This is a genomic window from Pseudomonas fluorescens Q2-87 (assembly GCF_000281895.1).
Taxonomy (GTDB): domain Bacteria; phylum Pseudomonadota; class Gammaproteobacteria; order Pseudomonadales; family Pseudomonadaceae; genus Aquipseudomonas; species Aquipseudomonas fluorescens_S.
Genome location: NZ_CM001558.1, coordinates 2369483 through 2395761, shown reverse-complemented (window position 1 = coordinate 2395761; position 26279 = coordinate 2369483). Strand labels below are relative to the sequence as shown.

General features: G+C 60.8%; 24 protein-coding genes and 1 pseudogene. 12 read left to right on the top strand and 13 right to left on the bottom strand.

Going from position 1 to position 26279, the window contains the following annotated elements; genetic code table 11:
- The first annotated feature begins 134 nt into the window (after positions 1–134).
- Positions 135–563 carry a hypothetical protein gene (locus PFLQ2_RS27705; protein WP_033045979.1) on the top strand — a complete coding sequence of 143 codons (429 nt, stop codon included), beginning with the start codon at positions 135–137 and terminating at the stop codon, positions 561–563.
- A gap of 199 nt (positions 564–762) precedes the next feature.
- Here the strand turns inward: PFLQ2_RS27705 and pepN are convergent, their stop codons facing one another.
- Genes pepN through PFLQ2_RS16855 form a run of 6 tightly spaced genes read right to left on the bottom strand, consistent with a single transcriptional unit; the run spans position 763 to position 7297 of the window.
- Entirely contained in the window at positions 763–3420 is a 2658-nt protein-coding gene (gene pepN / locus PFLQ2_RS16830; protein ID WP_003180656.1) for an aminopeptidase N, read from the bottom strand.
- Between the two features lie 13 nt (positions 3421–3433).
- Positions 3434–4264 (bottom strand): DUF2797 domain-containing protein, encoded by an 831-nt coding sequence (locus PFLQ2_RS16835; protein ID WP_003180654.1) that lies wholly within the window; start codon positions 4262–4264, stop codon positions 3434–3436.
- Complete coding sequence (locus PFLQ2_RS16840) at positions 4261–4521, bottom strand: YeaC family protein (protein WP_003180653.1); 261 nt, start codon at positions 4519–4521, stop codon at positions 4261–4263. Before PFLQ2_RS16840 ends, PFLQ2_RS16835 begins: the two co-directional genes overlap by 4 nt.
- A 42-nt stretch (positions 4522–4563) precedes the next feature.
- On the bottom strand, positions 4564–5439 hold the full coding sequence (locus tag PFLQ2_RS16845) for a rhomboid family intramembrane serine protease (RefSeq protein ID WP_003180651.1): 876 nt from the start codon (positions 5437–5439) through the stop codon (positions 4564–4566).
- Positions 5436–6410 carry a metallophosphoesterase gene (locus PFLQ2_RS16850; RefSeq protein ID WP_172680599.1) on the bottom strand — a complete coding sequence of 325 codons (975 nt, stop codon included), beginning with the start codon at positions 6408–6410 and terminating at the stop codon, positions 5436–5438. The genes PFLQ2_RS16845 and PFLQ2_RS16850 overlap by 4 nt, the downstream gene beginning before the upstream one ends.
- Complete coding sequence (locus tag PFLQ2_RS16855) at positions 6407–7297, bottom strand: NAD(+) kinase (protein WP_003180647.1); 891 nt, start codon at positions 7295–7297, stop codon at positions 6407–6409. The genes PFLQ2_RS16850 and PFLQ2_RS16855 overlap by 4 nt, the downstream gene beginning before the upstream one ends.
- A 105-nt stretch (positions 7298–7402) precedes the next feature.
- Here PFLQ2_RS16855 and PFLQ2_RS16860 point away from each other — a divergent pair, with 105 nt between their 5' ends.
- Positions 7403–8368, top strand: coding sequence for a DUF1853 family protein (locus tag PFLQ2_RS16860; protein WP_003180645.1), 966 nt, complete (start codon positions 7403–7405; stop codon positions 8366–8368).
- A 130-nt stretch (positions 8369–8498) separates the two neighbouring features.
- On the opposite strand, the gene PFLQ2_RS16865 is transcribed toward PFLQ2_RS16860, so the two are convergent.
- Together PFLQ2_RS16865 and PFLQ2_RS16870 are read right to left on the bottom strand one after the other, a co-directional pair.
- Positions 8499–9782 carry an arsenic transporter gene (locus tag PFLQ2_RS16865; protein ID WP_003180644.1) on the bottom strand — a complete coding sequence of 428 codons (1284 nt, stop codon included), beginning with the start codon at positions 9780–9782 and terminating at the stop codon, positions 8499–8501.
- A 318-nt stretch (positions 9783–10100) separates the two neighbouring features.
- On the bottom strand, positions 10101–10661 hold the full coding sequence (locus PFLQ2_RS16870) for an NADPH-dependent FMN reductase (protein WP_003180642.1): 561 nt from the start codon (positions 10659–10661) through the stop codon (positions 10101–10103).
- A gap of 185 nt (positions 10662–10846) precedes the next feature.
- Here PFLQ2_RS16870 and PFLQ2_RS16875 point away from each other — a divergent pair, with 185 nt between their 5' ends.
- Together PFLQ2_RS16875 and PFLQ2_RS16880 are read left to right on the top strand one after the other, a co-directional pair.
- Positions 10847–11080, top strand: coding sequence for a hypothetical protein (locus PFLQ2_RS16875; protein ID WP_003180640.1), 234 nt, complete (start codon positions 10847–10849; stop codon positions 11078–11080).
- Positions 11081–11164: 84 nt separating this feature from the next.
- A complete protein-coding gene (locus PFLQ2_RS16880) occupies positions 11165–12058 on the top strand; it encodes a LysR substrate-binding domain-containing protein (RefSeq protein WP_003180639.1) in 894 nt (297 codons plus the stop codon).
- Here PFLQ2_RS16880 and PFLQ2_RS16885 read toward each other — a convergent pair.
- The 4 genes from PFLQ2_RS16885 to PFLQ2_RS16900 form a co-directional block, all read right to left on the bottom strand.
- The gene (locus PFLQ2_RS16885) at positions 12024–12638 is read right to left on the bottom strand and encodes a GNAT family N-acetyltransferase (protein ID WP_003180637.1); all 615 of its coding nucleotides are present in this window, start codon (positions 12636–12638) and stop codon (positions 12024–12026) included. The two genes, PFLQ2_RS16880 and PFLQ2_RS16885, sit on opposite strands and share 35 nt — an antisense overlap.
- 323 nt (positions 12639–12961) lie before the next feature.
- On the bottom strand, positions 12962–13726 hold the full coding sequence (dnaQ, locus tag PFLQ2_RS16890) for a DNA polymerase III subunit epsilon (protein ID WP_003180635.1): 765 nt from the start codon (positions 13724–13726) through the stop codon (positions 12962–12964).
- 52 nt (positions 13727–13778) lie between these two features.
- Positions 13779–14231 (bottom strand): ribonuclease HI, encoded by a 453-nt coding sequence (gene rnhA, locus PFLQ2_RS16895; RefSeq protein ID WP_003180633.1) that lies wholly within the window; start codon positions 14229–14231, stop codon positions 13779–13781.
- A gap of 88 nt (positions 14232–14319) precedes the next feature.
- Positions 14320–15078: a class I SAM-dependent methyltransferase gene (locus PFLQ2_RS16900; RefSeq protein ID WP_003180631.1), complete on the bottom strand. Its 759-nt coding sequence runs from the start codon at positions 15076–15078 to the stop codon at positions 14320–14322.
- Between the two features lie 65 nt (positions 15079–15143).
- Between PFLQ2_RS16900 and gloB the strand changes: the two genes are divergently transcribed.
- The 8 genes from gloB to fabI all read left to right on the top strand — a co-directional run bounded on the left by gloB (position 15144) and on the right by fabI (position 25926).
- Entirely contained in the window at positions 15144–15911 is a 768-nt protein-coding gene (gene gloB, locus PFLQ2_RS16905) for a hydroxyacylglutathione hydrolase (RefSeq protein WP_003180629.1), read from the top strand.
- Between the two features lie 98 nt (positions 15912–16009).
- Positions 16010–17449: a transglycosylase SLT domain-containing protein gene (locus PFLQ2_RS16910; RefSeq protein WP_003180628.1), complete on the top strand. Its 1440-nt coding sequence runs from the start codon at positions 16010–16012 to the stop codon at positions 17447–17449.
- Positions 17450–17715: 266 nt separating this feature from the next.
- Entirely contained in the window at positions 17716–19548 is a 1833-nt protein-coding gene (locus PFLQ2_RS16915; protein ID WP_003180626.1) for an extracellular solute-binding protein, read from the top strand.
- Positions 19545–21401 (top strand): extracellular solute-binding protein, encoded by a 1857-nt coding sequence (locus tag PFLQ2_RS16920; RefSeq protein WP_003180625.1) that lies wholly within the window; start codon positions 19545–19547, stop codon positions 21399–21401. The genes PFLQ2_RS16915 and PFLQ2_RS16920 overlap by 4 nt, the downstream gene beginning before the upstream one ends.
- A 4-nt stretch (positions 21402–21405) precedes the next feature.
- The gene (locus PFLQ2_RS16925) at positions 21406–22479 is read left to right on the top strand and encodes a microcin C ABC transporter permease YejB (RefSeq protein WP_003180624.1); all 1074 of its coding nucleotides are present in this window, start codon (positions 21406–21408) and stop codon (positions 22477–22479) included.
- 1 nt (position 22480) lies between these two features.
- Positions 22481–23500 carry an ABC transporter permease gene (locus PFLQ2_RS16930; RefSeq protein WP_003180622.1) on the top strand — a complete coding sequence of 340 codons (1020 nt, stop codon included), beginning with the start codon at positions 22481–22483 and terminating at the stop codon, positions 23498–23500.
- A gap of 1 nt (position 23501) precedes the next feature.
- Complete coding sequence (locus tag PFLQ2_RS16935) at positions 23502–25112, top strand: ABC transporter ATP-binding protein (RefSeq protein ID WP_003180620.1); 1611 nt, start codon at positions 23502–23504, stop codon at positions 25110–25112.
- Positions 25113–25131: 19 nt separating this feature from the next.
- Positions 25132–25926: an enoyl-ACP reductase FabI gene (gene fabI, locus PFLQ2_RS16940; RefSeq protein ID WP_003180618.1), complete on the top strand. Its 795-nt coding sequence runs from the start codon at positions 25132–25134 to the stop codon at positions 25924–25926.
- Positions 25927–26112: 186 nt separating this feature from the next.
- Here fabI and PFLQ2_RS29775 read toward each other — a convergent pair.
- Positions 26113–26253 (bottom strand): annotated as a pseudogene (locus tag PFLQ2_RS29775) (GGDEF domain-containing protein); the annotation flags it as partial.
- Between the last annotated feature and the right edge of the window lie 26 nt (positions 26254–26279).

Below are 26279 nucleotides of genomic sequence, written 5' to 3'. Positions count from 1 at the left end.
TCAAAATCAATATAAAACCCTGTTATTTCTGACAGTAGCCCTCTGCCCTTTTCTAATCGACACTCATCACACCGAACAGTGACTTATAGAACTTGCGCAGAATTGCATTAACAATCGCAAGAGGAGCGAGTGTCATGACAACCACTAAAAATGTTGAAGGAAAAGGCTTTGATGTAGAACCCTACAATAGCTACGTCATGCAGACCCCAACCATAAGCAAGCTGCTGGAAGGAACAGGATACTCATGGGACATGAATCTGCCATCATTCAATTTTATCAATAAATATATGGGTGCCACCTTTATAAATTACAAAGTAATGGGAAGCATTGGACACAGTAATAAATATTCTGCCAGTATTACTTTCCATGATGACCTTAGATGCTTAAGCACTGAATTCATTAAAGAAACAGAGGATCCAGCAGCAGAAAATGAAGAAGCCTTGGTCGAGGCTCTCAGCTTGAACATTCTACTTGCTAGAAACTATACGGTGAGTGACAACCTATGGTCACTGGCCATTCTTGGCTCTGGAATAGAACTTAACTTCTCTAAAAGAAGCATTTAGGCCGGTACTCTCATGAGCCCCCGCAGATAAAGCTGCAGAATACTAGTGCCCTGCCTTTTACCTCTCAAAATTGATCTTTTTTTGTATAGACCCTGTGCGCTTGAACACAAAATATGTGTTCACCGAAGATTTACTGTGGGAGCGAGCTTGCTCGCGATAGGGTGCACCGCGGTCCGCCAGGCAGACCGCGGCTTCAAGGTCACGCCAAGCTCTTGCTCACCACTTCAAACACATCGGCAGAAAGCCCGCCGGACGCCAGGATGCGTTCCAACTCGGCCTTCATCAGTGCCTGGCGGGCGCTGTCGTATTTGCGCCAGCGGGTCAGCGGCGCCAACTGCCGCGAAGCGATCTGCGGGTTGAAGCCGTTGAGCTGGATCACCAGGTCCGCCAGGAAGCGATAGCCCGAGCCGTCGGCGGCGTGGAAGTTGATCAGGTTCTGCCCGGCGAAGGCGCCGACCAGTGCCCGCACCTTGTTCGGGTTCTTGATGTTAAATGCCGGGTGCTCCATCAAGGCCCTGACCCGCGCCAGGCCGCCAGGCAGCGGGCTGCCGGCCTGGACACTGAACCACTGGTCCATGACCAGCGGGTTGCCCTTGAAGTTTTCCGCGAACACTTCCAGGGCCTTGGCCTTCTCGGCTTCGAATGGCGAGTTGACCAGCACCGCCAGCGCCGTCAGGCGTTCGGTCATGTTGTCGGCGCTATCGAACTGCTCCAGGGTTGCACTCAACACCTCAGGCTTGCCGGTGAGCATCAAGTACGACAGGGCGATGTTCTGCAACGCGCGACGGGCGAAATGCTCGGCTTCGGCCACATACGGTGTGCGTTTCGACAAGTCGCGGTTGGCTTCGTAGCGCAGCCACAGCGCTTCGAAGAGGTTTTCGGCCAATTGCCGGCGGGCGAATTCGCGGGCGGCATGGATCGCCTCGACGTCAGCCACTTCGCTGATTTCCGTCAGGTAGGCTTCACTTGGCAGCGAAAGCATTTCCGCAACCATGGCCTGATCCAGGGATTCGTCCGATAGCACGCTGCGCAGCGCACTGACCAGGCGTGGGTCCAGCGACAGGCTAGCGCCCTTTTGATGCTGGGCGATCAGCTCCTGCAACACCTGCACCGACAACTGCTGGCCGGCATCCCAGCGGTTGAAGCCGTCGCTGTCGTGCTGCATCAGGAACATCAATTGGTCGCGGTTGTACGGGAAGCTCAGCTTCACCGGCGCCGAGAAACCACGCAGCAGCGATGGCAGCGGCTGTTCGGCAATGTCGACGAAGGTGAAGGTCTGCTCGGCTTCGGTGACCGAGATCACCCGCGAGGTGCCGCTTGCCGCCGCTTCACCGGCCAGGCGCAAAGGTATTTCAGCGCCCTTGCTGTCCAGCAAGCCAAGTTCCACGGGAATCACGAACGGCAGCTTTTCCTGCTTGTCCGGGGTCGGCGGGCAACTCTGGCTGAAAGTCAGGCTGTAGGTTTTGGCTGCGGCGTCGTAGGACTCGCTCACTGCCAGCCGTGGCGTACCGGCTTGGCTGTACCAGCGCTTGAATTGGCTCAGGTCGACGCCGTTGGCGTCTTCCATGGCCTTGATGAAGTCATCGCAGGTCACCGCCTGGCCATCGTGGCGCTCGAAGTACAGGTCACTGCCCTTGCGGAAACCCTCAGGCCCCAGCAGCGTGTGGATCATGCCGACGACTTCCGAGCCCTTTTCGTACACGGTCAGGGTGTAGAAGTTGGAGATCTCGATAAAGCTGTCCGGACGTACCGGGTGGGCCATGGGGCCGGCGTCTTCGGCGAACTGGTGGGTGCGCAGGTAAGCCACGTCCTGGATGCGCTTGACGGTGGCGGAGTTCATGTCGGCGGAGAAACCGGCGTCGCGGAACACCGTGAAGCCTTCCTTGAGCGACAGCTGGAACCAGTCGCGGCAGGTCACGCGGTTGCCCGACCAGTTGTGGAAATATTCGTGGGCAACGATCGCCTCGACCCGCTGGTGCGCGGCGTCGGTGGCGGTTTCGGCGCGGGCCAGCACAGCGCTGGAGTTGAAGATATTGAGGCCCTTGTTCTCCATGGCCCCCATGTTGAAATCGTTGACCGCGACAATCATGAAAATGTCCAGGTCGTATTCGCGGCCATACACCTCTTCGTCCCAGCGCATCGACTTCTTCAGGCTGGTCATGGCGTGCTGGCATTTGTCGATGTTTTCCGGCTCGACATAGATGCGCAGCGCTACGGTGCGCTCGCTCATGGTGGTGAAGGTATCTTCGACGCACCACAGGTCCCCGGCCACCAGGGCAAACAGGTAGGCGGGCTTCTTGAACGGGTCTTCCCAGGTTGCCCAGTGCCGGCCGTCTTCGCCAGGGCCACTGGCAATCGGGTTGCCGTTGGACAGCAGCACCGGATAGCTGTGCTGCTCGGCCACCACCGTGGTGGTGAACTTGCTCATCACGTCCGGGCGGTCGAGGTAATAGGTGATCTTGCGGAAGCCTTCGGCTTCGCACTGGGTGCAGAACATGCTGCCGGATTTGTACAGGCCTTCCAGGGCGGTGTTGGTTTCCGGGTGGATCCTGACGGTTGTGTCGACCGTGAAGGCCTGGGCCTTGGGGTGCAAGGTCAGGTGGCTGTCATCCAACTGGTAATCGCCCTGCCCCAGGTCGGCGTCGTCGAGCTTGAGCGAAATCAGCTCCAGGTGCTGGCCGTCGAGCACCAGCGGCGGCAGCCCAGCGCCGTGCTCAGGGTTGCGGCGCATCACCAGTTGCGCATGGACCAGGCTGTGGTCCTCGAACAACTCGAAGGTCAGGTGCGTCTCGTCGATCAGGTACTCGGGCGCCTGATAGTCCTTCAGGTAAATCATCTTCGGTTGTTCGGTGCGCATGGGTCGAATCCTTCTACTGATGCACGGCGAGCTGGTAAGCCGTGTATTTACGAATGTTGATCACGCCGGTGTCGAAAATCAGGTACTGGCCCTTGATTCCCAGTAGCGTGCCTTCGGCGATCGGGTTCTTGTCCAGGTTGAAGCTGACGATCTTGGCCGGATACTGCTCCACCGGATAACGGATCTCGATGGGTTCGACGTCCGCTATGGTCTGGATCGCTTGCAGGCCGAATCGTTCCTGCAAGCCCTGCAATCCCTGGGCGCAGCTTTCAAACAGCGAATCGCGAATTTGTGGCAGGTCCACCGCCACGGCATCGCCCTTGAGCAAGGCGCGCCAGTTGGTCTTGTCCGCCACCTGGCTGCGGAACAGGTCCTCGACGAACCCAGACTGTTGGCGGGTGGCGACCCGCAGGATCGGCAACGCCTGGCTGGCGCCCTGGTCCAGCCAGCGGGTCGGCAATTGCGTGGCACGAGTGATGCCGACTTTCACGCCCGAGGAGTTGGCCAGGTACACCACATGATCGGTCATGCAGAACTGCTCGCCCCAGGCCGGGTCGCGGCAGGTGCCCGCGTCGAAATGGCAACGTTCCGGGCTCATGATGCACAGGTCGCATTGGGCCAGTTTGGTCATGCAGGGGTAGCAATAGCCCTGGCTGAAACTGGTCTTGGTCCGGCGTCCGCAATGGGTGCAGTGGATCGCACCGAGAAACTCCAGGCGTACCGTGCTGCCGATCAACGGGTTGACCGGCACCTCGATATCGCCCAGGCGAAAGGCGTATTGAACGGTCGGCCCGTCAAGGCGCGCCGACATCTTGCTGATTGCACCGCGGCCAATCTCGATCAATGGATGGCGTCCGACTTGAACAGGATGTTAGGCACTTCGGTGGACTTCGACTGGCATTCCTGCGGGCCCATGTAGCCGGTGCGTTCTTCTTCGGGCAGGTTCTGGATCTCCCAGGCGATCATGGCCTGCAGCGACAGCTCGCGCTGCTCGGCGGTGAGCTTGTTGCCATCGGACCATTTGCCGATTTCCACCGCCAGCTTCAGGCTTTGGTAGATGTCGGGGGTGATGTTCTGGATCATTTCGTTGAACGAGGACATGAGATCTCCGCGCAGTCGCGCATTTTTCAAAAAACACTAGCGTCAGTCAGAGGGCCATTTACGGCGAGCGAACAGCCCACCCAACAGTCCGGTCAGGCAGCCGACGAGTAACCCGCCAACGTGGGCACCGTTGGCGATTTCACCGAAACCGATCAGCGAGACCAGCCCCGACAGGCACAGCGCCAGCCATACCAGCATCATCACCAACACGCCACGGGGCAGGTAATAAGCCGGGTTCGGCGCCAGCAGTTGATAAATCCAGCAATGCCCCAGCAGGCCATACAACACGCCGGACAAACCGCCGAACAGCGTCGCGCCGCTGACAAAATACTGGACGAAATTGGACGCCAGGCTGAACAGCAGTGTCAGCCCCAACAGATTGATGCCGCCCTGGCGCGCTTCGATCCGCCGCCCCAGCTCCCAATACCACATGCCATTCATGGCGATGTGCAGGAAACCGAAGTGGATCAGCATCGGCGTGAATAGGCGCCACCACTGCCCCGCCGCCAGGCTGTCGGCCAGGGGCGTGAACTGGATATAGTCGCCGACGACGCGAAACTCGAGGAACGTCAGCCAGCGCAAGGTTTGCAGGTTCTCCCCCAGCAGGGTCACCGCACCGACGATCAGGCTCAGCAGCAATATCAGGGCCGTGACCGGGCTGCGCGTCAGTTGCTCGACAAAGCCCGGCCGGCGCGCGGTACTGCCCGCGTCCGGCAGTTGCAATTGCTGCTCGGGATCGCCGGCCGGAAAGCGTGCGTACAAAGAGCGCACGTCTTCGCTGATTTCATCGGGCACCCACAAGACCTGCTCGCCCGCCTCCTCGCTGACTCGATGGGGCACTTGCATGCGCTGCAACAGTTTGACGAACCCGCTCAGATCCGCAGCCAAGGGCAAGCGCAAGACGGCGACGGCACTCATTGCATCGCCTCCGGGCGCTCGACATCGACCCAGACGAATTTATGCGGGTCCAGGCGGGTTTCCCGGTCCAGGCGATAAGCGACCAGCTTGCCGTACAGCACCGCGCTGTAGTCCAGGCAGGCCAGGTTCGGGCGGATCGGCGCGGGTTTGCCGCTGCGCCAGTAATGCCCGACGAACAGCAACGGTTCGTGGACGCCATAACGCAACAGGTTGTTCTTTTCATCCGGCGACAGCGGCGTGCGCGCCACGGGCTCGGGCAAGGCGTCGGGCTGGAACACGATGTCACCGTAGGTTTGCGGGTTGTCTTCCCAGAACTTGGTGCGGAAAAACGAACGGGTCAGGCCGTCGCCACCGGTGAGGGTCAAACCGTGGGGCAAGCGCATATCGGTGCCGCGCAGCAGACGATCGAATACAGTGCAGGCGAAACTGCCCACCTGGGTGGAGGCCTGGAGGAAGTGCTCGTCGATGCAGCCGTCCGGGAACAGCCCGCGTAGCGGTTCGATCAGGCCGGCATCCCAACAGGCGTGCACCACCCGGAAATGGCCGGCATCAATAAACAGCGGCAATTCATAGAACCACTTGAGGAAGTCATGCCAGTCGCCGGGGTGCTGCTCGAACTGGGTCAGTGTTTCGTTGAGCAGGCGAGCATGGCGCGGCGTATGTTCGCGCACGTAGCGCTGGCCACTGCCGGGCAAGGCCGGTGTGCTCCAGCCGAGGGCATTGAACTCGTGGTTGCCCATGATGCATAGCGCCTGGCCAGCCACGACCATGTCGTGGACGATGTGCAGCGCCTCGCGGATCCGCGGACCCCGGTCGATGATGTCGCCCAGGAACACGGCCATGCGCGACGGATGCCGCCAGACCCCGCCCTGCTTCTGGTAACCGAGTCGGTCCAGCAGGCGTTCAAGGGTCAGGGCGCATCCGTGCACGTCGCCGATCAGGTCGTAACTGCGCGCGGGATCGAGCATCAGTCGCCTCCACCCCCCAACCGGCTGCCCCAACCGAGCTTGGTCCGGCAGACTTCATAGTAATTGTGATCCAGCGGGTGGATCAGGCGCAGCTTCTGCGCTTTCTTGCTGACGGTGATGGTGTCACCCGGCGCGCAGGTGAAATGGTTCTGACCGTCACAGGACACTTGCGGGTAGATCTGCATATCCTTGGACACGACGATTTTCAGCTCACTGTTGCCATCGACCACAATGGGTCGCCCAGACAAGGTATGGGGGTACATCGGCACAATCACAATAGCGTCGAGCTTGGGGTGCATGATCGGGCCTCCGGCAGACAGCGCATAGGCCGTGGATCCGGTGGGCGTGGCGACGATCAGGCCGTCGGCCTTCTGGCTGCAGACGAACTGGCCATCGATGTACAGCTCGAATTCGATCATGCGCGTGGATTTGCCGGGGTGCAGCACCACGTCATTGAGGGCATCGCCCTGGCCAATAGCCTCGGCGTGGCGGCGAACCTCGGCTTGCAGCAGGAAGCGGTTTTCCACCAGGTAATGGCCGTCCAGCACCTCGGCGACCTTGATCTCCAGCTCGTCGGGACGAATATCGGTCAGGAACCCCAGGCTGCCCCGGTTGATCCCCAGCACCGGGATATTGTGCCGCGCCAGGGCCCGGGCGGCCCCCAACAGGCTGCCATCGCCGCCAACCACGATCACCATGTCACAGACTTCGCCGAGCATTTTGCGCGAGGACGTTTGCAGGCCGTGCCCTGGCAGCACTTCGGCAATGGTGTCCTCGAGAATCACATGCAGGTGCCGCTCCAGGAGGAAACGTTTGAGTCGGCGAACGGTGTCCAACACCTGCGAACTGCCCAGGCGACCGATGATGCCGATATTGCGAAATTGCTCCATGAGGCTCCTGCGAGGGTCTGCTGCGGGCGAAAAACACGATTATGGGCGAAAGCGCTCCATAGACAAAATTCTTTAAGCCTTCACCACAGCGGCTATGCTCGCAAAATGATCCTGTTTCCTGAATTGCTGGACTTGCCCCGCCGCCTGCGCCATCCCGAAGTGCGCGATCTGGCGTGGGCGATACTTGCCCCGCCGATGCTCATCGACCCACCCTGGCCCCAGCGCCACCCCCTGGCCGGCAGTGGCTGGGTGCAAGATCCTCATCGACTGGAATACTGGTTGCGGCAACTGGACCGTGACAGCTATCCACTGCTGCATTGCCTGTCCCAAGGGCGAACACGGCGCCTGGGCCTGTATTACGAAAGGCTGTGGCAATTTGCCGTGCAACACGCCCCGGGCATCGAGCTGATTGCCGCGAACCTGCCGATCCGGCACGCCGGCCATACGCTGGGCGAATTGGACCTGCTGCTGCGCGATGGCGACGGCGTCCATCATCTGGAATTGGCGATCAAGTTGTACCTCGGCCCCCAGCACGGCAATGGCCAGGACACCGCGCAATGGCTCGGCCCGGGCTGCCATGACCGACTCGACCGCAAACTGGCGCATTTGCGCGAGCACCAACTGCCGATCTCGGCACGTCCGGAAAGCCGCAAGGCCTTGGCGGCACTGGGTGTTGAGCCGTCCGGTATCGAGGTGTTTCGTTCCGAACTCTGGCTCGGCGGTTATTTGTTGTATCCCTGGCCGGGCAAGGCCGAACCACCGGCCGGTGCGCACCCCAGGCATCTACGGGGAAGCTGGCTGCATCAGCGCGATTGGCCAGCCTTCGTCGCCCAACGTCCGCCAGGCCGCTGGCAACCCCTGCCCCGCGCCGCCTGGCTGGCCCCAGCCCATTATCCAGCGGACCAGACCTGGAGCACCGAGCAACTGGACGCCTGGCGAATGGCCCTCGACTCCATGGCGCCAGCGCAACTGATGGTGCGCCTGACCGAAAGTGCAGAGGGCGAGTGGGAAGAGGCCGAGCGGCTGTTCCTGGTGGCCGATCTTTGGCCGGATGTGCCGGGCAACGGCTGAATTTGAGGGTGTCTACCAGGCCCTCATCGCGAGCAGGCTCGCTCCCACATGGTGTCTCTGTTCACCATTGAAATTGCAGACGCTGCGGTCACTGTGGGAGCGAGCCTGCTCGCGATGAAGCCTCCTCGGTCTAGAGTGACAACCGCACCGCCAGCGCCGCCAGCGTCACCAGCAACACCGGCACCGTCAACACGACCCCGACCTTGAAGTAATACCCCCAGCCTATCCGGATATTTTTGCGCTCCAGCACATGCAGCCACAGCAGGGTCGCCAGGCTGCCGATCGGAGTAATCTTCGGGCCCAGGTCGCTGCCGATGACGTTGGCATAGATCATCGCTTCCTTCACCGCGCCGGTGGCCTGGCTGGCATCGATGGACAAGGCGCCGATCAGCACCGTCGGCAGGTTGTTCATGATCGACGAAAGCAGTGCCGTCAGAATACCGGTGCCCATGGCCGCGCCCCACACACCATATTCGGCGAAGCCATCAAGCCAGTGGGCCAGGTATCCGGTCAGCCCGGCGTTGCGCAAGCCGTACACCACCAGGTACATGCCAAGGGAGAAAATCACGATCTGCCACGGCGCCTCTTTCATCGCTTTGCGGGTGGATATCTTGTGGCCTCTGGCGGCGATGGCCAGCAGCAACATGGCACATACCGCCGAGATGGCGCTGATCGGGATTCCCAGCGGCTCCAGGGCAAAACAGCCCAGCAGCAGGATCACCAGCACCGCCCAACCGGCATAGAAGGTGGCCTTGTCGTGAATGGCAGACGCCGGATCGTCCAACTGCTGCGGGTCGTAGTCCCGCGGGATGTCTCGGCGAAAGAACCACAGCAGTATCGCCAGGCTGGCCGCCACGCTGACCAGATTGACCGGCACCATGACCGCCGCGTAGCGGTTGAAGCCGATGCCAAAGAAGTCCGCCGAAACAATGTTCACCAGGTTCGACACCACCAGCGGCACGCTCGCCGTGTCGGCAATAAAACCGGCGCCCATTACGAACGCCAGGGTTGCCGCCGGCGAAAAACGCAACGCCAGCAGCATCGAAATCACAATGGGTGTCAGGATCAACGCCGCCCCGTCATTGGCGAACAGCGCCGACACCAGTGCGCCCAGCAACACCATGAACGCAAACAGCTTGCGCCCACTGCCCCGCCCCCACCGGGCCACATGCAGGGCCGCCCAGGCGAAGAACCCCGCCTCGTCCAGGAGCAGGCTGATGATGATCAGCGCGACAAACGTGCCGGTGGCGTTCCAGATGATCTGCCACACCAGCGGGATATCACTGACCTGCACCGCCCCACTCAACAACGCCAGCACCGCACCCAGCGTCGCGCTCCAGCCAACGCCAAGCCCCTTGGGTTGCCAGATCACCAGGGTGATGGTCAGCAGGAAAATCAACGACGCGATGAGCATGCGCAACAGCCTTGAGCAGGTAAATGAAGGGATAAAACCAGCAGCAATGCCGCCGCCGGGGCCTGGAAGACTTCAAGGCGACGGAGGGAATCGGGCATGGCGAAGGTGGATCGTGGGTGCGAGGGGCGAATATAGGGAGCTTGGATTATTCAGTAAAGCCGGGATACAACATTCGGATACGTTTGTGGCGAGGAAGCTCGCTCTCGCTGGGTCGGGCTGGCGCTCCAGCGCCTGGCGTCCCTGTTTTTGGGTCTGCTGCGCAGCCCAGCGGGAGCAAGCTCCCTCGCCACAGGGGGCTGCTGAGGGTTCGAGACCCGATCAGGCCTTTTTATGCTGCTCGACCCATTTGCCATAGGCGTCGATGAATTTCTGCAGGAAGGGTTTGAGCGATTCCGACAGGTTGCCCGCCTCGTCGAAGGCCGTCCCGGCGCCGCTCAGGTAAGCTTCCGGCTGCTGCATGCAGGGCACATCGAGGAACACCAGGGATTGGCGCAAATGATGATTGGCACCGAAACCACCGATGGCACCTGGCGAAGCACTGATCACCGCGCCCGGCTTGCCGCTCAGGCAACTCTGGCCGTAGGGACGCGAGCCGACGTCGATGGCATTTTTCAACGGTGCCGGTACCGAGCGGTTGTACTCGGGGGTGACGAACAACAAGGCATCGGCGGCGCCGACCTGCTGGCGGAACGTGGCGTAGGCTGCCGGCGGCGGCGTCACGTCGATGTCTTCGTTGTAAAGTGGCAGCTCGCCGATTTCAACAATGTTCAGTTTCAGATTGGCAGGAGCCAGCTCAGCCAGTGCCAGCGCAATCTTGCGGTTGATCGATGCCTTGCGCAGGCTTCCCACCAAAACGGCCACTGTGTAGACATTACTCATGAGAGGCATTCTCGACTGTCGGTTCGAAGGAGCCCTAGTTATAGATGATCGGAGGACAATTTGGACCAGTGGAGCAACGAAAACTTGCCGGCTGGACTATTTTTTTCTTGTGGGAAAACTTACCGCGCTTGGGCAGGGTCTACAGAACCGCAAATCGAGTGATCTATTTCCAGAGGTTCTAAGCAATGGCAGCAGTACTTGTCGGACAATTTCATGCGCGGGACGCCGAAGGTCGCGTCTATTCGGTGCATGAGTTCCAGGAATCGACCCCGTCGCTGGACGGTAACGGCAAGGAGCCTGTCATCACGTACAAGCTGGCCATCGGTGATCGAGTCACGAAACTCGACGAAGACCGCTTCGTGCTGGTGCAGTCAGGCGTCGAGTTGACACGCGAACCGGAAACGCAAATAGCTTCATAATTTGCCATGAAGCAGAAGTCATGCCCGGAGTTGGGTTAGGATTCGGCCACTCAATGGCTCACCCGCCGAACACGGACCTCTTGCATGCGTTTACGCCACATCGAAGTGATCCAGGCGCTGCTGCAAACCGGCCACCTCGGCACGGCCGCCGAATGGCTGCAATTGCCGGTGGCGGAGGTCGAGGCGATCTTGCGCGATGCCGAGGCACAACTGGGCTTCATGCTGTTTGCCAGCGTGCGCGGGCGCTTGCAGGCTACCCGGGAAACCCTTGAGCTGCGTGACGGCATTACGCGGGTTTACGACACCCTCGAACCGGTGCAACGATTGGCTAGCAGCCTGAAACATTATCAGGCGCCGCCCCTGCGCATCATCTGTACCCCGCCGCTGGCCCAGCAGTTGCTGCCGCAAAGCATCGCGGCGTTGCGCCGACGCCATCCGGACGCGCCGTGCACCTTGCTCAGCCAGCCGACCCGCGAGATCGTCCAGAGCCTGCTGCTGCGGGAAAGCGACCTGGGCCTGAGCCTGCACGACCCCGAGCATCCCGACATCCGCTGCCAGATGATCGGCCAGGGCAAGCTGCAATTGCTGGCCCCCCACGGTTGGCTGCAACCACGGCAGAAATACATTTCGATTCAAGATTTGGCAGGCCAGTCGCTGGTCGGGCTCGATGGCCACGATCCGCTAAGCCCAGCCTTCGAGCACAAACTGGCAGCGCTACGCCCAGCGCCGCTGATCCAGATTCGCGTCCAGACTCATCAAATGATGCGGGCCATGGTCGAAGCCGGCGAAGGCCTGGCCATTGTCGACCCGTTTACCGCCTCAGGCGCCAGGAATGGCGGCCTGGATGTCTGCCCGGTGTCGCCCGCCATACCGATCAATCTTTATGCCCTGAGCCTGGATGGCACGACGCCCTCGCCCGCCCTCCAGTCGCTGCTGGAGCGGATTACGGAACAAGCCGAGGCGTTGTTGGGCCATTGATCGACATGCCCAGCGGATCGTCGAACAACCGGTACCAGAACAGGGCCACCTCAGCGGTGTGGCGGTCAATGGCGCGATAGCGCAGGTGATCGATGCCGCCCAGCACATAGCCGCAACGCTCATAGAGACGGCACGCGCCCAGATTGTTGTTCTGGGTTTCCAGCATGATCCCTGGGAGTTTTTTCTTGCGGCTCCAGAACTGCGCAACATCGAGCAACGCCTTGGCCACCCCATGGCGTCGCGCCGGGGCATGCACCGCCAGTTCGTCGATATGGGCGAAACCGTTCCAGTTGGTACTGACCACGATATGACCCACTGGCTGATCATCCAGAAAGGCCATGAAGATTTCGCTGTCCGGGGCGTCGCGAAAACTGGCGAACTCTTCGGGATCGATGCCATAGCACTTGCGATAGGGAACAATCGGCGTCACGGCCCATTGGCTCACCGGGCGGCCCATCTGCGCCGTACCGTAGTGGCTGACCTCGAAACTGAAATCACTGCCCCAGATGTAGGCGGCGAAGCCGTCATCGACGACACGCACCGACAACCCGGGGTGCTTGGGATTCATAACCGGCTGCATAGCGGGAAAAGTCCTCATTCCTTGAGGCAACCCACGGCGCGTTGCCATCCAGTGTCCTTGCCTTTCAAATTTTCACACATCAAGCGGGTTCCGTAGCCTGCCGTTACCTCAGGGTAGAAGGTCGTGGCGATTGTGGCGAGAAATGAACATGGATGCAGCCGTTCGTTCAGGGTTTACCGGAATCATCGTGGCGAGGGAGCTTGCTCCCGCTTGAGTGCGAAGCGCTCACAAAATGGGGCTGCTTCGCAGTCCAGCGGGAGCAAGCTCCCTCGCCACAAGACTCTTCGCTTCCTTGAATGAGCGCATTGGCTCCCACAGGGGTCTCATCCGTTCGCGGAGGCCTGTGCCTCGGCCAACTGCGTCCACAGTGCCGGAGCGCCAGCGGACTTGGCGATGGCTTCCAGACGTGCGGCATGCTCGGCCAGGTCGCTTTCGCTGGCGTGAATGATCCGCGAGGGCTTGCGGTCAGCCGGCAAGCGACGGATTTCCGTGGCCTGGTTGCCCGAACCTTCGCCGGTACCGTTGCCGTCCGAGGCATTGCCGGCCAGGGACAGGCTGGTCTGGCCGCCGGTCATGGTCAGGTAGACGTCGGCCAGGATCTCGGAGTCGAGCAAGGCGCCGTGCAGCTCGCGACCGGAGTTGTCGACGCCGTAGCGCTTGCACAAGGCATCGAGGCTGTTGCGCTGCCCCGGGTGCCGCTCCCGGGCCATCATCAAGGTGTCGAGGATGGTGCAATGCTGGGTGATGTCGGCCCGGTCGTGCTGGCCCATCAGGGCGAATTCGTTGTTGATGAAACCCACGTCGAACGCAGCGTTGTGGATGATCAACTGCGCGCCCTGGATGAATTCGAAGAACTCATCGGCCACTTCCGCGAAACGCGGCTTGCCCACCAAGAATTCGTTGGTGATGCCGTGGACGCCGATAGCGCCCTCGTCACTTTCCCGGTCCGGTTGCAGGTAGACGTGAAAATGGCGACCGGTCAGGCGCCGGCCGATCAGTTCGACACAACCGATTTCGATAATCCGGTGACCATCGGTCACCGGCATGCCGGTGGTTTCGGTATCGAGTACAACAGATCTGTTGGCCATCAGTGTTCAGCTCTCAACGGGCATGCTTGCAAAAGCGCGGATGTTAGCACGCTCAGGCCTGCTTATACCCCCGCACCTCATCCACCCCACGGTTGGCCAATTGGTCGGCCCGTTCGTTGCCGTGGTGGCCGATGTGGCCACGTACCCATTTCCAGGTGACGTTGTGGCGGTTGACCTGTTCATCCAGCAGTTTCCAGAGGTCGGCATTCTTCACCGGTTCCTTCGCGGCGGTCTTCCAGCCGCGCTTTTTCCAGTTCGCCATCCACTCGTTGATGCCTTTCATCACGTACTGCGAGTCCGTTACCAGCAGCACATCGCAAGACCGCTTGAGTTCTTCCAATCCGCGAATCGCGCCCATCAGCTCCATGCGATTGTTGGTGGTATTGGCTTCACCGCCCCAGAGTTCCTTCTCCACGCCCTTGCACACCAGCAGTGCCCCCCAGCCGCCCGGACCGGGGTTGCCCTTGCAGGCGCCATCTGTGAAGAGTTCTACGCTATCGCTCATGCCAATCTATCCAGAATAAATGCAAAGGCCCGCCGATCGCGGCGGACATTGCCCGCCGCCGGATACCGGCAAGACCATCAAAAAGGGGTTACGGCTCGATGTGGCGACGATTGACCTTGGCCATCGGCAAGGGAATCAACTTGCCCATCGGCTCACGTCGTGCCTGGCGCACCGGACGCAGTCCGACCGCGATCTTGCGCGCGACCAGCAGGTAAAAACCGCCCCCGGAAAGTTGCCAGTCACCGGCCTTGCGCTCCCAGCCGGCCAGGCGGGCCTGCCATTTGGGCGACGCAAGCGGCGGACGATAGCACCCGAAGCGGCGTTTCTCCAGCGCGAAGCCCAGCAGGTTGAGCCAGTCGCCCACCCGCGAGGCCGAGATGCAGCGGGCCTGGCGCAAGGCATCGTGGGCAAACACACGCCGCAGCCCCCAACTGCTCCAGGGATTGATGCCAATGATCAACAGGTGCCCGCCAGGGCGCACGCTGCTGGCGGCTTCGCGCAGCAGACCGTGGGGGGACAGGCAGAAATCCAGTCCATGCTGCATGACCACCACGTCGGCGGCATGCTCGCTCAGCGGCCAGGCCTGCTCCTCACAGACAATCTCCACACCGGGCAAGGGCGCCCCCAGGCGCACGTTACGCTGGACCTGTGGCGCCGACGGTGGCGTCTGCGCCGAAGGCCCGTAGTGAACCAGGTAGCCGCCGAAGAACCGGCCCAGCTCGTCTTCGAGCATGCGTCGTTCTTCGTCCAGCAAAAATTGCCCGACAGGGCCGGACAGCCATTCACGAGCGGCGCTGATCAACGCCAGCCAGTCAGGATCAGCCTGAGCGAACGCTTCATCGGTCATTGCATTCTCCAACGCGCCGGGAAGTTCTAAGATGCGCCTTTGTTTTCCGCTTGGCGAATTCCGCGATGATACAGATCACTGCCCTGCCCGCGTTCACCGATAACTACATCTGGTTGTTACAGGACCACTCTACCCAACGCTGCGCCGTAGTCGACCCGGGCGATGCCGTGCCGGTGCAAGCCTGGCTCGATGCCCATCCCGGCTGGGTCCTCAGCGATATATTGATCACCCACCATCATCATGATCACGTTGGCGGCGTCCAGGTGTTGAAAGACGCGACAGGCGCCACCGTCTATGGTCCGGCCAGCGAAAACATCCCGGCGCGGGACAAGGCCCTCAATGACAACGACAGGATCAGCGTGCTGGGCTGGGATTTCGATGTCTACACCGTGCCCGGCCATACGTTAGGGCACATCGCCTACTACCACGGGGGCCTGCTCTTCTGTGGCGACACCCTGTTCGCCGCCGGTTGCGGCCGGCTCTTCGAAGGCACGCCGGAGCAAATGCACCATTCCCTCAGCCGCCTTGCCGCCCTGCCTGAAGATACGCTGGTCTACTGCACCCATGAATATACCCTCAGCAATCTGAAATTCGCTGCCGCGGTGGAGCCGAACAACCCGGACATCGCCGCCCGCCTGGAAAAAGTCAGCCGCCAACGCAACGAAGGCGTCATGACCCTGCCGTCGACCCTGGCCCTGGAAAAAATGACCAACCCGTTTCTGCGTACCGCTGAAACATCCGTTAAACAAAAAGCAGACGAACGGAACGGCCAGCGAAACCAGACGCCGAGTGAGGTTTTTGCGGCCTTGAGAGCTTGGAAAGATAAGTTCTAAGGCAGCTATCGATTGATCAAAAATTCTGAAAGGTTGACCTGTTGGGGTGCGCTTTCTAGAATCGGCCGACATTTTTGCCCGGAACTTACTTCCAGCCAATGTCGTCATCTATACGCAGGTCCGTCCAGTCAGACACATTGACCCGCTTGGCTCAAGCCATCGCGGTGGCTGTGTCCGCCACTTTGGCGGGCTGCCAGAGCACGAGCCAGGTGTCGCAGACCGACGCGGCACACACCCCGAATATCGCCGCTCGCGCCAAACAGAAGCCTGTCTGGCTGAGTGAAAAGCCCAGCCCGCAAGTGCCCCAGGATGTCTGGGAGCGTATGCGCCAGGGCTTCCAGTTGCAGGAAACGGCGGGCGTCAACCCGCGTATCGAACAACAGCGTCTGTGGTTCGCCAGCAACCCTTCTTTCCTGGAAAACGCTGGTGAACGCGGCAGCCTGTATATCCACTACATCGTCGAGCGCCTCGAAGAACGCAACATGCCGCTGGAACTGGCGCTGCTGCCAGTAATCGAGAGCGCCTACAACCCCATGGCCTATTCCCGGGCCAACGCGGTGGGGTTGTGGCAGTTCATTCCATCCACGGGGCGCTACTTCAACCTGCGCCAGACGCGTTTCTACGACGGTCGGCGCGACATCACCGCATCCACCACGGCGGCCATGGACTACCTGACACGCCTGCACGACATGTTCAACGGCGACTGGTTGCTGGCCCTGGCGGCCTACAACGCCGGTGAAGGCACGGTCAGCCGCGCCATCGAACGCAACGAAAAGCTTGGCCTGCCCACCGATTACTGGAACCTGCCACTGCCCAGCGAGACCCAGGCCTATGTGCCGAAGCTGCTGGCGTTGTCCCAGGTCGTGCTTTCCCCCGATGCCTACGGCGTGAACCTCAACCCGATCGCCAACGAACCCTACTTCCAGGTTGTCGAGATCAACCAGCGCATGGACCTGTCCAAGGTCGCGGCGGTGGCGAACATCGACGAAGACGAGTTGTTCCAGCTCAACCCGGCGTTCAAGCAGCGCACCACCATCGACGGCCCCCAGCACTTGCTGGTGCCTACGTCCAAGGCCCAACTGCTCACCGCCAGCCTGTCGACGATGCGTCCGGAAGAATTGATCAGCCCGCGCTCGCTCCAGCCGGTCTTCGAAACCGCCGATGACAGCGAAGTGGAAGGCGCCCGGCGCACCTACCGCGTCAAGCGCGGCGAAAACCTGGCACAGATCGCCAAGGCCAACAATGTCCAGACCAAGGACCTGCAACGCTGGAACAAACTCAGCGGCAACAAGCTCAAGGTCGGCCAGACCCTGGTCATGCAGGACGCCAAGGCCACCGGCAAGCGCATCAGCACCGTGGTAGCCGCCAACAGCAAGGACCAGAAGAAGCAGACCCAGTACAAGGTCAAACAGGGTGACTCGCTGTACGTTGTAGCCAAGCGCTTCAACGTCGAGATGCAGCACCTCAAGCGCTGGAACCCGCGCATGGGCAACGCGCTCAAGCCTGGGCAGATGCTGACGGTCTACTCGCCTCACTGAGGGGTTCATGTGGCGAGGGAGCTTGCTCCCGCTGGGCTGCGAAGCAGCCCCAAAAGCAGCCACTCAATCCGTCTGTCACACCGAGGGGCCAAATCGGGGTCGCTTCGCAACCCAGCGGGAGCAAGCTCCCTCGCCACAAAAGCGCTCTGCCTGACAGGTATCCGCTAAACCGCCAGCCCTCCTCCTAAGCCCCGCCTTTTTCCTGCCGATACAAGCTGTTACTGTACGGGCCATAATGCCCAAGCCGCCTGGATCGAATCTCAGACTTGATACGTCCCCTCTTTTTCTTCCTGATCAGCCTGGCCTTGAGCTCTCCCGCCAGCGCAGCCATCAGCGAAAGCCATGGCTACGCGCAGTTCGGCACGCTCAAGTATCCGGCCAGATTCACCCACTTCGACTGGGTCAATCCGCAAGCGCCCAAGGGCGGCATCTTGCGGGTCATGGCGTTTGGCACCTTCGATACGCTCAACCCGTACACCTTCAAGGGCAGCAGCCCGATTTCCACAGCGAATTTCCTGCAATACGGCATCAACGAGCTGAACGAGCCGCTGATGGTCGGCACTGGGCAGTACGCACCGTCCGGCGATGAGCCGACGTCCAGCTACGGCCTGATCGCCCAATCGGTGGAATACAGCGAAGATCGCAGCTGGGTGGTGTTCAACCTGCGCCCCGAGGCGCGGTTTCATGACGGCGTGCCGATTACCGCCTATGACGTGGCGTTCTCCTATAGAACCCTGCTCAAGGATGGTCACCCGCAATACCGCACCAACCTGCAGGAAGTGCTGCGGGTCGATATCCTCAACCCGCTGAAAATCCGCTTTGTCTTCAAGCGCGCGGGCAATCCGCTACTGATCCTGCGCCTGGGCGAGTTGCCGGTGTTGCCCCAGCACTACTGGAAAGACCGCGACTTCAAGGCCACCACCTTCGAACCACCCCTGGGCAGCGGGCCTTACCGCATCACTAAAGTGCAGCCAGGGCGCCAACTGGTCTTCGAACGCGTCCAGGATTACTGGGGCAAAGACCTGCCGGTCAATCGTGGCAAATACAACTTCGACCGCATGGACGTGGAATTCTATCGCGACAGTGACGTGGCCTTCGAAGCCTTCAAGGCCGGTGAGTTCGACATCTACATCGAACACCAGGCCAAGAACTGGGCCAACGGCTATGAATTCCCGGCGGTCACACGCGGCGACGTAATCAAGGCGCAAATCCCCCACCAGATCCCGACCCAGACCCAGGGCCTGTTCATGAATACCCGGCGCGGCACCTTCGCCGAGGTCAAGGTGCGTGAGGCCTTGGGGATGATGTTCGATTTCGAGTGGACCAACCGCACGCTGTTCAGCGGTGCCTACAAGCGCACCCTCAGTTACTACCCCAACAGTGAATTCTCCGCCACCGGCCTGCCGGTGGGCCACGAATGGTTGCTGCTCAAACCTTACCGGGAACAACTGCCGCCCAAACTGCTCACCGAACCTTTCAGCCTGCCCAAGACCGACGGTCGCGGCATTCCTCGGGAAACCCTGCGCAAAGCCTTGGCATTATTGAAAGAAGCCGGATGGACCCTCAACGGCCAGCGATTGGTGAACGCCGACAGCCAGCCGCTGAGTTTCGAAATCCTGTTGGTGAACCCCAACCTTGAGCGCATCCTTCAGCCTTATGTCGAAAACCTCGCCAGCATTGGCGTCCAGGCCCGGCTGCGCACCGTGGATCGCGCCCAATACAAGCAACGCCTGGACCAGTTCGACTTCGACATGATCCTGCTGACCTTGAACCAGACCCTCAGCCCCGGTCTTGAGCAGTGGCAGTACTTCCACTCCAGCCAGGTCGGGGTCAAGGGCAGCAAGAACTACTCGGGCATCGCCAACCCGGTGGTCGATCATCTGCTGGAGAAACTCCTGGCCGCCCAGACCCGCGATGAACAGGTTGCCGCCGGCAAAGCCCTGGACCGCGTACTGCTCTGGCAGCATTACTGCATTCCCAACTGGTATCTCAATTATCATCGCCTGGCGTACCGCAACCGGTTTGCCTTTGTCACCACGCCGCCCTACACCTTGGGTTTGAGCGCATGGTGGCTGAAATCTTCGGAGAAAGATCAATGAAGCCTTTTCGCGCCCTGCTCCTGCACGCCAGCAGCCTGCTATTCGCCGGGCTGGCCTGCGCTGCGCCGCAGCACGCCTTGACCTTGTACAGCGAGCCACCCAAGTACCCGGCCGACTTCAAGCATTTCGACTACGTAAACCCCGACGCCCCCAAGGGCGGCGTCTTCCGCCAGGGCGGTTTCGGTGGCTTCGACAGCCTCAACCCGTTCATCAGCAAAGGTGTACCGGCCGATGACATCGGTCTGATCTACGACACCCTGGCCAGGCAAGGCCTCGACGAACCCTTTACCGAATACGGGCTGGTTGCGGAAAAAATCGAAAAAGCCCCGGACAATGCCTGGGTACGTTTCTACTTGCGCCCCGAAGCCCGCTTCAACGACGGCCACCCCATGCGGGCCGAGGACGTGGTCTTCAGCTTCCAAACCCTGACCAGGGACGGCGCTCCGATGTTTCGCGGTTATTACAACGACGTCGCCGAAGTCATCGCTGAAGACCCGCTCAAGGTACTGTTCAAGTTCAAGCACACCAACAATCGCGAATTGCCGCTGATCCTCGGCCAACTGCCGGTATTGCCAAAACATTGGTGGGCCAATCGCGACTTCAACAAAGGCAACCTGGAGATCCCACTCGGCAGCGGTCCCTACAAGGTCGCTGAGGTGAAAGCCGGGCGTTCGATCCGCTATGAACGCGTGAAGGATTACTGGGGCAAAGACCTGCCGGTCAACCGCGGCTTCTACAATTTCGATGTATTGACCACCGACTATTACCGCGACAACACGGTGGCGGTCGAAGCGCTGAAGGCCGGGCAGTTCGACTTCTGGCTGGAAATGACCGCCAAGAACTGGGCCAACGCCTACAACATCCCGGCGGTGACCGAAGGCCGATTGATCAAGGAACAGATCCCCAACGGCAACCCCACCGGCATGCAGGGCTTCGTCTATAACCTGCGCCGCCCAGTCTTCCAGGACGTACGGGTGCGCCAGGCCTTGAGCCTGCTGCTGGATTTCGAGTGGACCAACAAACAACTGTTCAACGGTGCCTACGCGCGCACCCGCAGCTATTTCGAGAATTCGGAAATGGCTGCCACTGGCCTGCCCGGCGAGGACGAGCTGAAAATTCTCGAGCCCCTGCGCGGCAAGATTCCCGAGCAGGTCTTCACCGACGCTTTCCAACCTTCGGTGTGTGATGGCAGCGGCATGATCCGCGACCAGCAGCGCAAGGCGTATCAATTGCTGCAAGAAGCCGGTTGGCGCATCGTCGACGACAAGATGGTCGATGCCCAAGGCAAGCCAGTTGTGCTGGAATTCCTGTTGGCCCAGACCGAGTTCGAGCGGGTGTTACTGCCATTCAAGCGCAACCTCAGCGACCTGGGCATCGACCTGGTCATCCGCCGCGTGGATGTGTCCCAGTACATCAATCGCGTGCGCTCGCGGGATTTCGACCTGGTGGTGGGCAGCTTTCCGCAATCCAGTTCGCCGGGCAACGAACAGCGCGAGTTCTGGATGTCGGCCGCCGCCGACAAGCCTGGCAGCCGCAATACCATGGGCTTGAAAGACCCGGCCGTAGACCAGCTGGTGGAGCAATTGATCAATGCCGACTCACGCAAGAGCCTGGTGGCCCATGCCCGTGCGCTGGACAGGGTGCTGCAATGGGGTTACTACGTCATTCCCAACTGGCACATCAAGACCTGGCGCGTAGCCTACTGGAACCACATCGGCCATCCGAAGATCACGCCCACCTATGACATTGGCACCACCACTTGGTGGGTCAAGCCGGACACCAAGCCCGCTGCGGAAGTAGAAAAACAAGTGATGGAACAACAGATCAACGCCACACCTGAGAGCGTGGAGTAACCCGATGCTGGCTTATATCTTTAGGCGGCTGCTGCTGATCATCCCGACCCTGTTCGGCATCCTGTTGATCAACTTCGTCATCATCCAGGCCGCGCCCGGCGGGCCTGTGGAACAGATGATCGCCAAGCTCGAAGGTTTCGAAGGCGCCACCAGCCGCATTGCCGGTGGCGGTGCCGAGGTGTCGGTGGCCGGTTCCTCTTATCGCGGCGCCCAGGGCCTGGACCCGGCGCTGGTCAAGGAAATCGAGCGCATGTACGGCTTCGACAAGTCGGCGCCCGAACGCCTGTGGATCATGATCAAGAACTATGCCCGCCTGGACTTCGGCGACAGTTTTTTCCGCGACGCCAAGGTCATCGACCTGATCAAGGAAAAGATGCCGGTGTCCATCTCCCTCGGGCTGTGGAGCACGTTGATCATGTACCTGGTGTCGATCCCGCTGGGCATCGCCAAGGCCACGCGGCACGGCAGCCATTTCGACGTGTGGACCAGCTCGGCTATCATTGTCGGCTACGCCATCCCATCGTTCCTGTTCGCGATCCTGCTGATCGTGGTTTTTGCCGGCGGCAGCTATTTCGACTGGTTCCCGCTGCGTGGGCTGACCTCGAACAACTTCGAAGAACTGACCCTGGGGGGCAAGATTCTCGATTACTTCTGGCACCTGGCCTTGCCCGTGACGGCCTTGGTGATCGGCAACTTCGCCACCATGACCCTGCTGACCAAGAACAGCTTCCTCGACGAAATCAACAAGCAATACGTGGTCACAGCCAAGGCCAAGGGCCTGACCCGCCATCGGGTGCTCTACGGCCACGTATTTCGCAACGCGATGTTGCTGGTGATCGCCGGCTTCCCTTCGGCGTTCATCGGGATCTTTTTCACCGGTTCTCTGTTGGTGGAAGTGATCTTTTCCCTCGACGGCCTCGGGCTGATGAGTTTCGAAGCAGCCATCAACCGCGACTACCCGGTGGTGTTTGGCACCCTGTTCATCTTCACCCTGTTGGGGCTGGTGGTGAAACTGATCGGCGACCTGACCTACACCTTCGTCGATCCACGCATCGACTTTGAAAGCCGGGAGCATTGAGATGAACCTGTCCCCTCTCAATCGCCGGCGCTTCGAACTGTTCAAGGCCAACAAGCGCGGCTGGTGGTCGCTGTGGCTGTTTCTGATCCTGTTCGGGCTGAGCCTGGGCGCCGAGTTGATCGCCAACGACAAGCCACTGGTGGTGCATTACGACGATGGCTGGTATTTCCCGGCCCTCAAGCGCTACCCGGAAACCACGTTCGGCGGCGAATTCCCGCTGGAAGCCAACTACAAGAGCCCGTACATCCGCGAACTGCTGGCCGCCAAGGACGCCTGGGTGCTGTGGGCGCCAATCCCCTTCAGCTACCAGAGCATCAACTACGACCTGAAAGTCCCGGCCCCGGCACCGCCCTCCGCCATGAATTGGCTGGGCACTGACGACCAGGGCCGTGATGTCCTGGCGCGGGTGATTTATGGTTTCCGCATCTCGGTGCTGTTCGCCCTGACGCTGACAGTGCTCAGCTCGATCGTCGGGGTGATCGCCGGCGCCTTGCAGGGGTTCTATGGTGGTTGGGTAGACTTGGCCGGGCAGCGTTTCCTGGAAATCTGGTCCGGGCTGCCGGTGCTGTACCTGCTGATCATCCTGGCCAGCTTCGTACAACCCAACTTCTGGTGGCTGCTGGGCATCATGTTGCTGTTCTCGTGGATGAGCCTGGTGGACGTGGTCCGCGCCGAGTTCCTGCGCGGACGCAACCTGGAATATGTGCGCGCCGCGCGAGCACTGGGCATGCAGAATGGCGCGATCATGTTCCGCCACATCCTGCCGAATGCCATGGTTTCGACCATGACCTTCATGCCGTTCATCCTCACTGGCGCCATCGGCACCCTCACCGCCCTGGATTTCCTTGGCTTCGGCTTGCCTGCCGGCTCGCCATCCCTGGGCGAGCTGGTGGCCCAAGGCAAATCCAACCTCCAAGCGCCCTGGCTGGGCATGAGTGCGTTCGCCGTGCTGGCCCTGATGCTGAGCCTGCTGGTGTTCATCGGCGAGTCCGCTCGCGATGCCTTCGATCCGAGGAAGTGAAATGAACCAGGACAATCTGATCGAAGTACGCGACCTGGCGGTGGAGTTCATTGTCGGCGAACGGCGCCAGCGGGTGGTCGAAGGCGTCAGTTTCGACATCAAGCGCGGCGAAACCCTGGCCCTTGTAGGTGAAAGTGGTTCGGGCAAATCGGTCACCGCCCACTCGATCCTGCGGTTGCTGCCCTACCCCCTGGCTCATCACCCCACCGGGACCATCCAGTACGCCGGGCAGGATTTGCTGGGGCTGAAGGAAAAAACCATCCGCCATATCCGCGGCAATCGGATCGCGATGATTTTCCAGGAGCCGATGACCTCGCTGAATCCGCTTCACTCCATTGAAAAACAGATCAATGAAGTGCTCGGCATCCACAAGGGCCTCACCGGCAAGGTCGCGACGCGCCGGACCCTTGAGTTGCTGGAGCTGGTTGGCATCCCCGAGCCCCACAAGCGCCTCAAGGCCCTGCCCCACGAACTGTCCGGTGGCCAGCGCCAGCGGGTGATGATCGCCATGGCCCTTGCCAACGAGCCGGAACTGCTGATCGCCGACGAACCGACCACGGCGCTGGACGTCACCGTCCAGCTGAAGATCCTCGAATTACTCAAGCAATTGCAGGCGCGATTGGGCATGTCGCTGCTGCTGATCAGCCACGATTTGAACCTGGTGCGAAGAATTGCGCATCGCGTATGTGTCATGCAGCGTGGTTGCATCGTCGAACAGGCATCGTGCGAAGAGTTGTTCCGCGCCCCCCAGCATCCGTACACTCGGGAACTGCTTGGCGCCGAGCCCAGCGGTAAGCCGGCGACGAACGTTGTCGGCCCGCCACTGTTGCAGGTCGAGGACCTGAAAGTCTGGTTCCCGATCAAGAAAGGCCTGTTCAAGCGCACGGTAGATTACATCAAGGCCGTGGACGGCATCCGCTTCAGCCTGCCCCAGGGCCAGACCCTGGGCATCGTTGGCGAAAGCGGTTCCGGCAAGTCCACCCTGGGGTTGGCGATCCTGCGATTGATCGGCAGCCAGGGCGGGATCCGCTTCGAAGGCAAGCAGTTGGACAGCCTGACACAGCAACAAGTCAGGCCGCTGCGCCGGGAGATGCAAGTGGTGTTTCAGGACCCGTTCGGCAGCCTGAGCCCGCGGATGTGCGTCGGCCAGATCGTCGGCGAAGGCTTGCGGATCCACAAGATCGGCACCGACGCCGAACAGGAACAAGCGATAATCGCGGCATTGAAGGAGGTAGGCCTGGATCCGGAAACCCGGAACCGCTACCCCCATGAATTTTCCGGAGGGCAGCGGCAGCGTATCGCCATTGCCCGGGCCCTGGTGCTCAAGCCGGCGTTGATTCTGCTGGACGAACCAACGTCGGCCCTGGACCGTACCGTGCAACGCCAAGTGGTGGAGCTGTTGCGGTCGCTGCAAACCAAGTACAACCTGACGTACCTGTTTATCAGCCATGACCTGGCTGTCGTCAAAGCGCTGAGCCACCAGTTGATGGTGGTCAAGCATGGCCAAGTGGTCGAACAAGGTGATGCCCGCAGCATATTCGCCGCGCCGCAACACCCCTATACACAGCAGTTGCTGGAGGCCGCCTTCCTGGCCCCAACAGCTGCCGAATAACCTGAAAGAGGAGCAACACATGGGTTTTCTCGCCGGTAAGCGCGTACTGATCGTCGGTGTCGCCAGCAAGCTGTCCATCGCATCCGGCATCGCTGCCGCCATGCATCGCGAGGGCGCTGAGCTTGCCTTCACTTATCAGAACGACAAACTCAAGGGTCGTGTCGAAGAGTTCGCACAAGGCTGGGGTTCGAACCCTGAGCTGTGCTTCCCGTGCGACGTGGCCAGCGATGAAGAAATCGCCAAGGTCTTCGAAGCCCTGAGCAAGAAGTGGGACGGCCTGGACTGCATCGTGCACTCCGTGGGCTTCGCCCCGGGCGACCAACTGGACGGCGACTTCACCGAAGCCACCACCCGTGAAGGCTTCCGCATTGCCCACGACATCAGCGCCTACAGCTTCGTGGCCCTGGCCAAGGCCGGTCGCGAAATGATGAAAGGCCGCAACGGCAGCCTGCTGACCCTGTCGTACCTGGGCGCCGAGCGCACCATGCCGAACTACAACGTGATGGGCATGGCCAAGGCTTCCCTGGAAGCTGGCGTGCGTTACCTGGCCGGCTCCCTGGGCCCGGACGGCACCCGCGTCAACTGCGTATCGGCCGGCCCGATCCGCACCCTCGCGGCTTCCGGCATCAAGAACTTCCGCAAAATGCTGGCCGCCAACGAAGCGCAAACCCCGCTGCGTCGCAACGTCACCATCGAAGAAGTCGGCAACGCCGGCGCCTTCCTGTGCTCGGACCTGGCCTCCGGCATCAGCGGTGAAATCATGTACGTGGACGGCGGCTTCAACACCACCGCCATGGGTAGCCTCGAAGAGTAATCTTCACGCTGCAGCAAAAACGCCGCTTGCCCTGAAAAGGCCAAGCGGCTTTTTTATGCCCACCACAAATCCCCTGTGGGAGCGAGCCTGCTCGCGAATGCGGTGGGTCCGTTTGCAGTGATGCCGGATGTGCCGCCGTCATCGAGAGCAGGCTCGCTCCCACATTGGATCGGCGGTTGGCTTGAGTTATCTGCGAAGCGCCTGCTTCTGCGCATACATGGCCGCATCCGCTTCGAGCAACAGGCTGTCGATCGACGGATGCCGCTGCAGGTCGTATTCAATCTGGCCGACGCCGAAACGAATGTCATAGCCGCGTTGCAGTACACTCAGACACATCCAACCCCACAGGACTC

Excerpts from the sequence above, each read along its gene's own strand:
- PFLQ2_RS16920 (WP_003180625.1), top strand. The coding sequence starts at position 19,545 with ATGAAGCCTTTTCGCGCCCTGCTCCTGCACGCCAGCAGCCTGCTATTC.
- PFLQ2_RS27705 (WP_033045979.1), top strand. The coding sequence starts at position 135 with ATGACAACCACTAAAAATGTTGAAGGAAAAGGCTTTGATGTAGAACCC.
- PFLQ2_RS16865 (WP_003180644.1), bottom strand. The coding sequence starts at position 9,782 with ATGCTCATCGCGTCGTTGATTTTCCTGCTGACCATCACCCTGGTGATC.
- PFLQ2_RS16925 (WP_003180624.1), top strand. The coding sequence starts at position 21,406 with ATGCTGGCTTATATCTTTAGGCGGCTGCTGCTGATCATCCCGACCCTG.
- gloB (WP_003180629.1), top strand. The coding sequence starts at position 15,144 with ATGATACAGATCACTGCCCTGCCCGCGTTCACCGATAACTACATCTGG.
- PFLQ2_RS16875 (WP_003180640.1), top strand. The coding sequence starts at position 10,847 with ATGGCAGCAGTACTTGTCGGACAATTTCATGCGCGGGACGCCGAAGGT.
- PFLQ2_RS16840 (WP_003180653.1), bottom strand. The coding sequence starts at position 4,521 with ATGTCCTCGTTCAACGAAATGATCCAGAACATCACCCCCGACATCTAC.
- rnhA (WP_003180633.1), bottom strand. The coding sequence starts at position 14,231 with ATGAGCGATAGCGTAGAACTCTTCACAGATGGCGCCTGCAAGGGCAAC.
- PFLQ2_RS16885 (WP_003180637.1), bottom strand. The coding sequence starts at position 12,638 with ATGCAGCCGGTTATGAATCCCAAGCACCCCGGGTTGTCGGTGCGTGTC.
- PFLQ2_RS16930 (WP_003180622.1), top strand. The coding sequence starts at position 22,481 with ATGAACCTGTCCCCTCTCAATCGCCGGCGCTTCGAACTGTTCAAGGCC.
- dnaQ (WP_003180635.1), bottom strand. The coding sequence starts at position 13,726 with ATGGCCAACAGATCTGTTGTACTCGATACCGAAACCACCGGCATGCCG.
- PFLQ2_RS16910 (WP_003180628.1), top strand. The coding sequence starts at position 16,010 with ATGTCGTCATCTATACGCAGGTCCGTCCAGTCAGACACATTGACCCGC.
- fabI (WP_003180618.1), top strand. The coding sequence starts at position 25,132 with ATGGGTTTTCTCGCCGGTAAGCGCGTACTGATCGTCGGTGTCGCCAGC.
- PFLQ2_RS16870 (WP_003180642.1), bottom strand. The coding sequence starts at position 10,661 with ATGAGTAATGTCTACACAGTGGCCGTTTTGGTGGGAAGCCTGCGCAAG.
- PFLQ2_RS16845 (WP_003180651.1), bottom strand. The coding sequence starts at position 5,439 with ATGAGTGCCGTCGCCGTCTTGCGCTTGCCCTTGGCTGCGGATCTGAGC.
- pepN (WP_003180656.1), bottom strand. The coding sequence starts at position 3,420 with ATGCGCACCGAACAACCGAAGATGATTTACCTGAAGGACTATCAGGCG.
- PFLQ2_RS16900 (WP_003180631.1), bottom strand. The coding sequence starts at position 15,078 with ATGACCGATGAAGCGTTCGCTCAGGCTGATCCTGACTGGCTGGCGTTG.
- PFLQ2_RS16935 (WP_003180620.1), top strand. The coding sequence starts at position 23,502 with ATGAACCAGGACAATCTGATCGAAGTACGCGACCTGGCGGTGGAGTTC.
- PFLQ2_RS16855 (WP_003180647.1), bottom strand. The coding sequence starts at position 7,297 with ATGGAGCAATTTCGCAATATCGGCATCATCGGTCGCCTGGGCAGTTCG.
- PFLQ2_RS16880 (WP_003180639.1), top strand. The coding sequence starts at position 11,165 with ATGCGTTTACGCCACATCGAAGTGATCCAGGCGCTGCTGCAAACCGGC.
- PFLQ2_RS16860 (WP_003180645.1), top strand. The coding sequence starts at position 7,403 with ATGATCCTGTTTCCTGAATTGCTGGACTTGCCCCGCCGCCTGCGCCAT.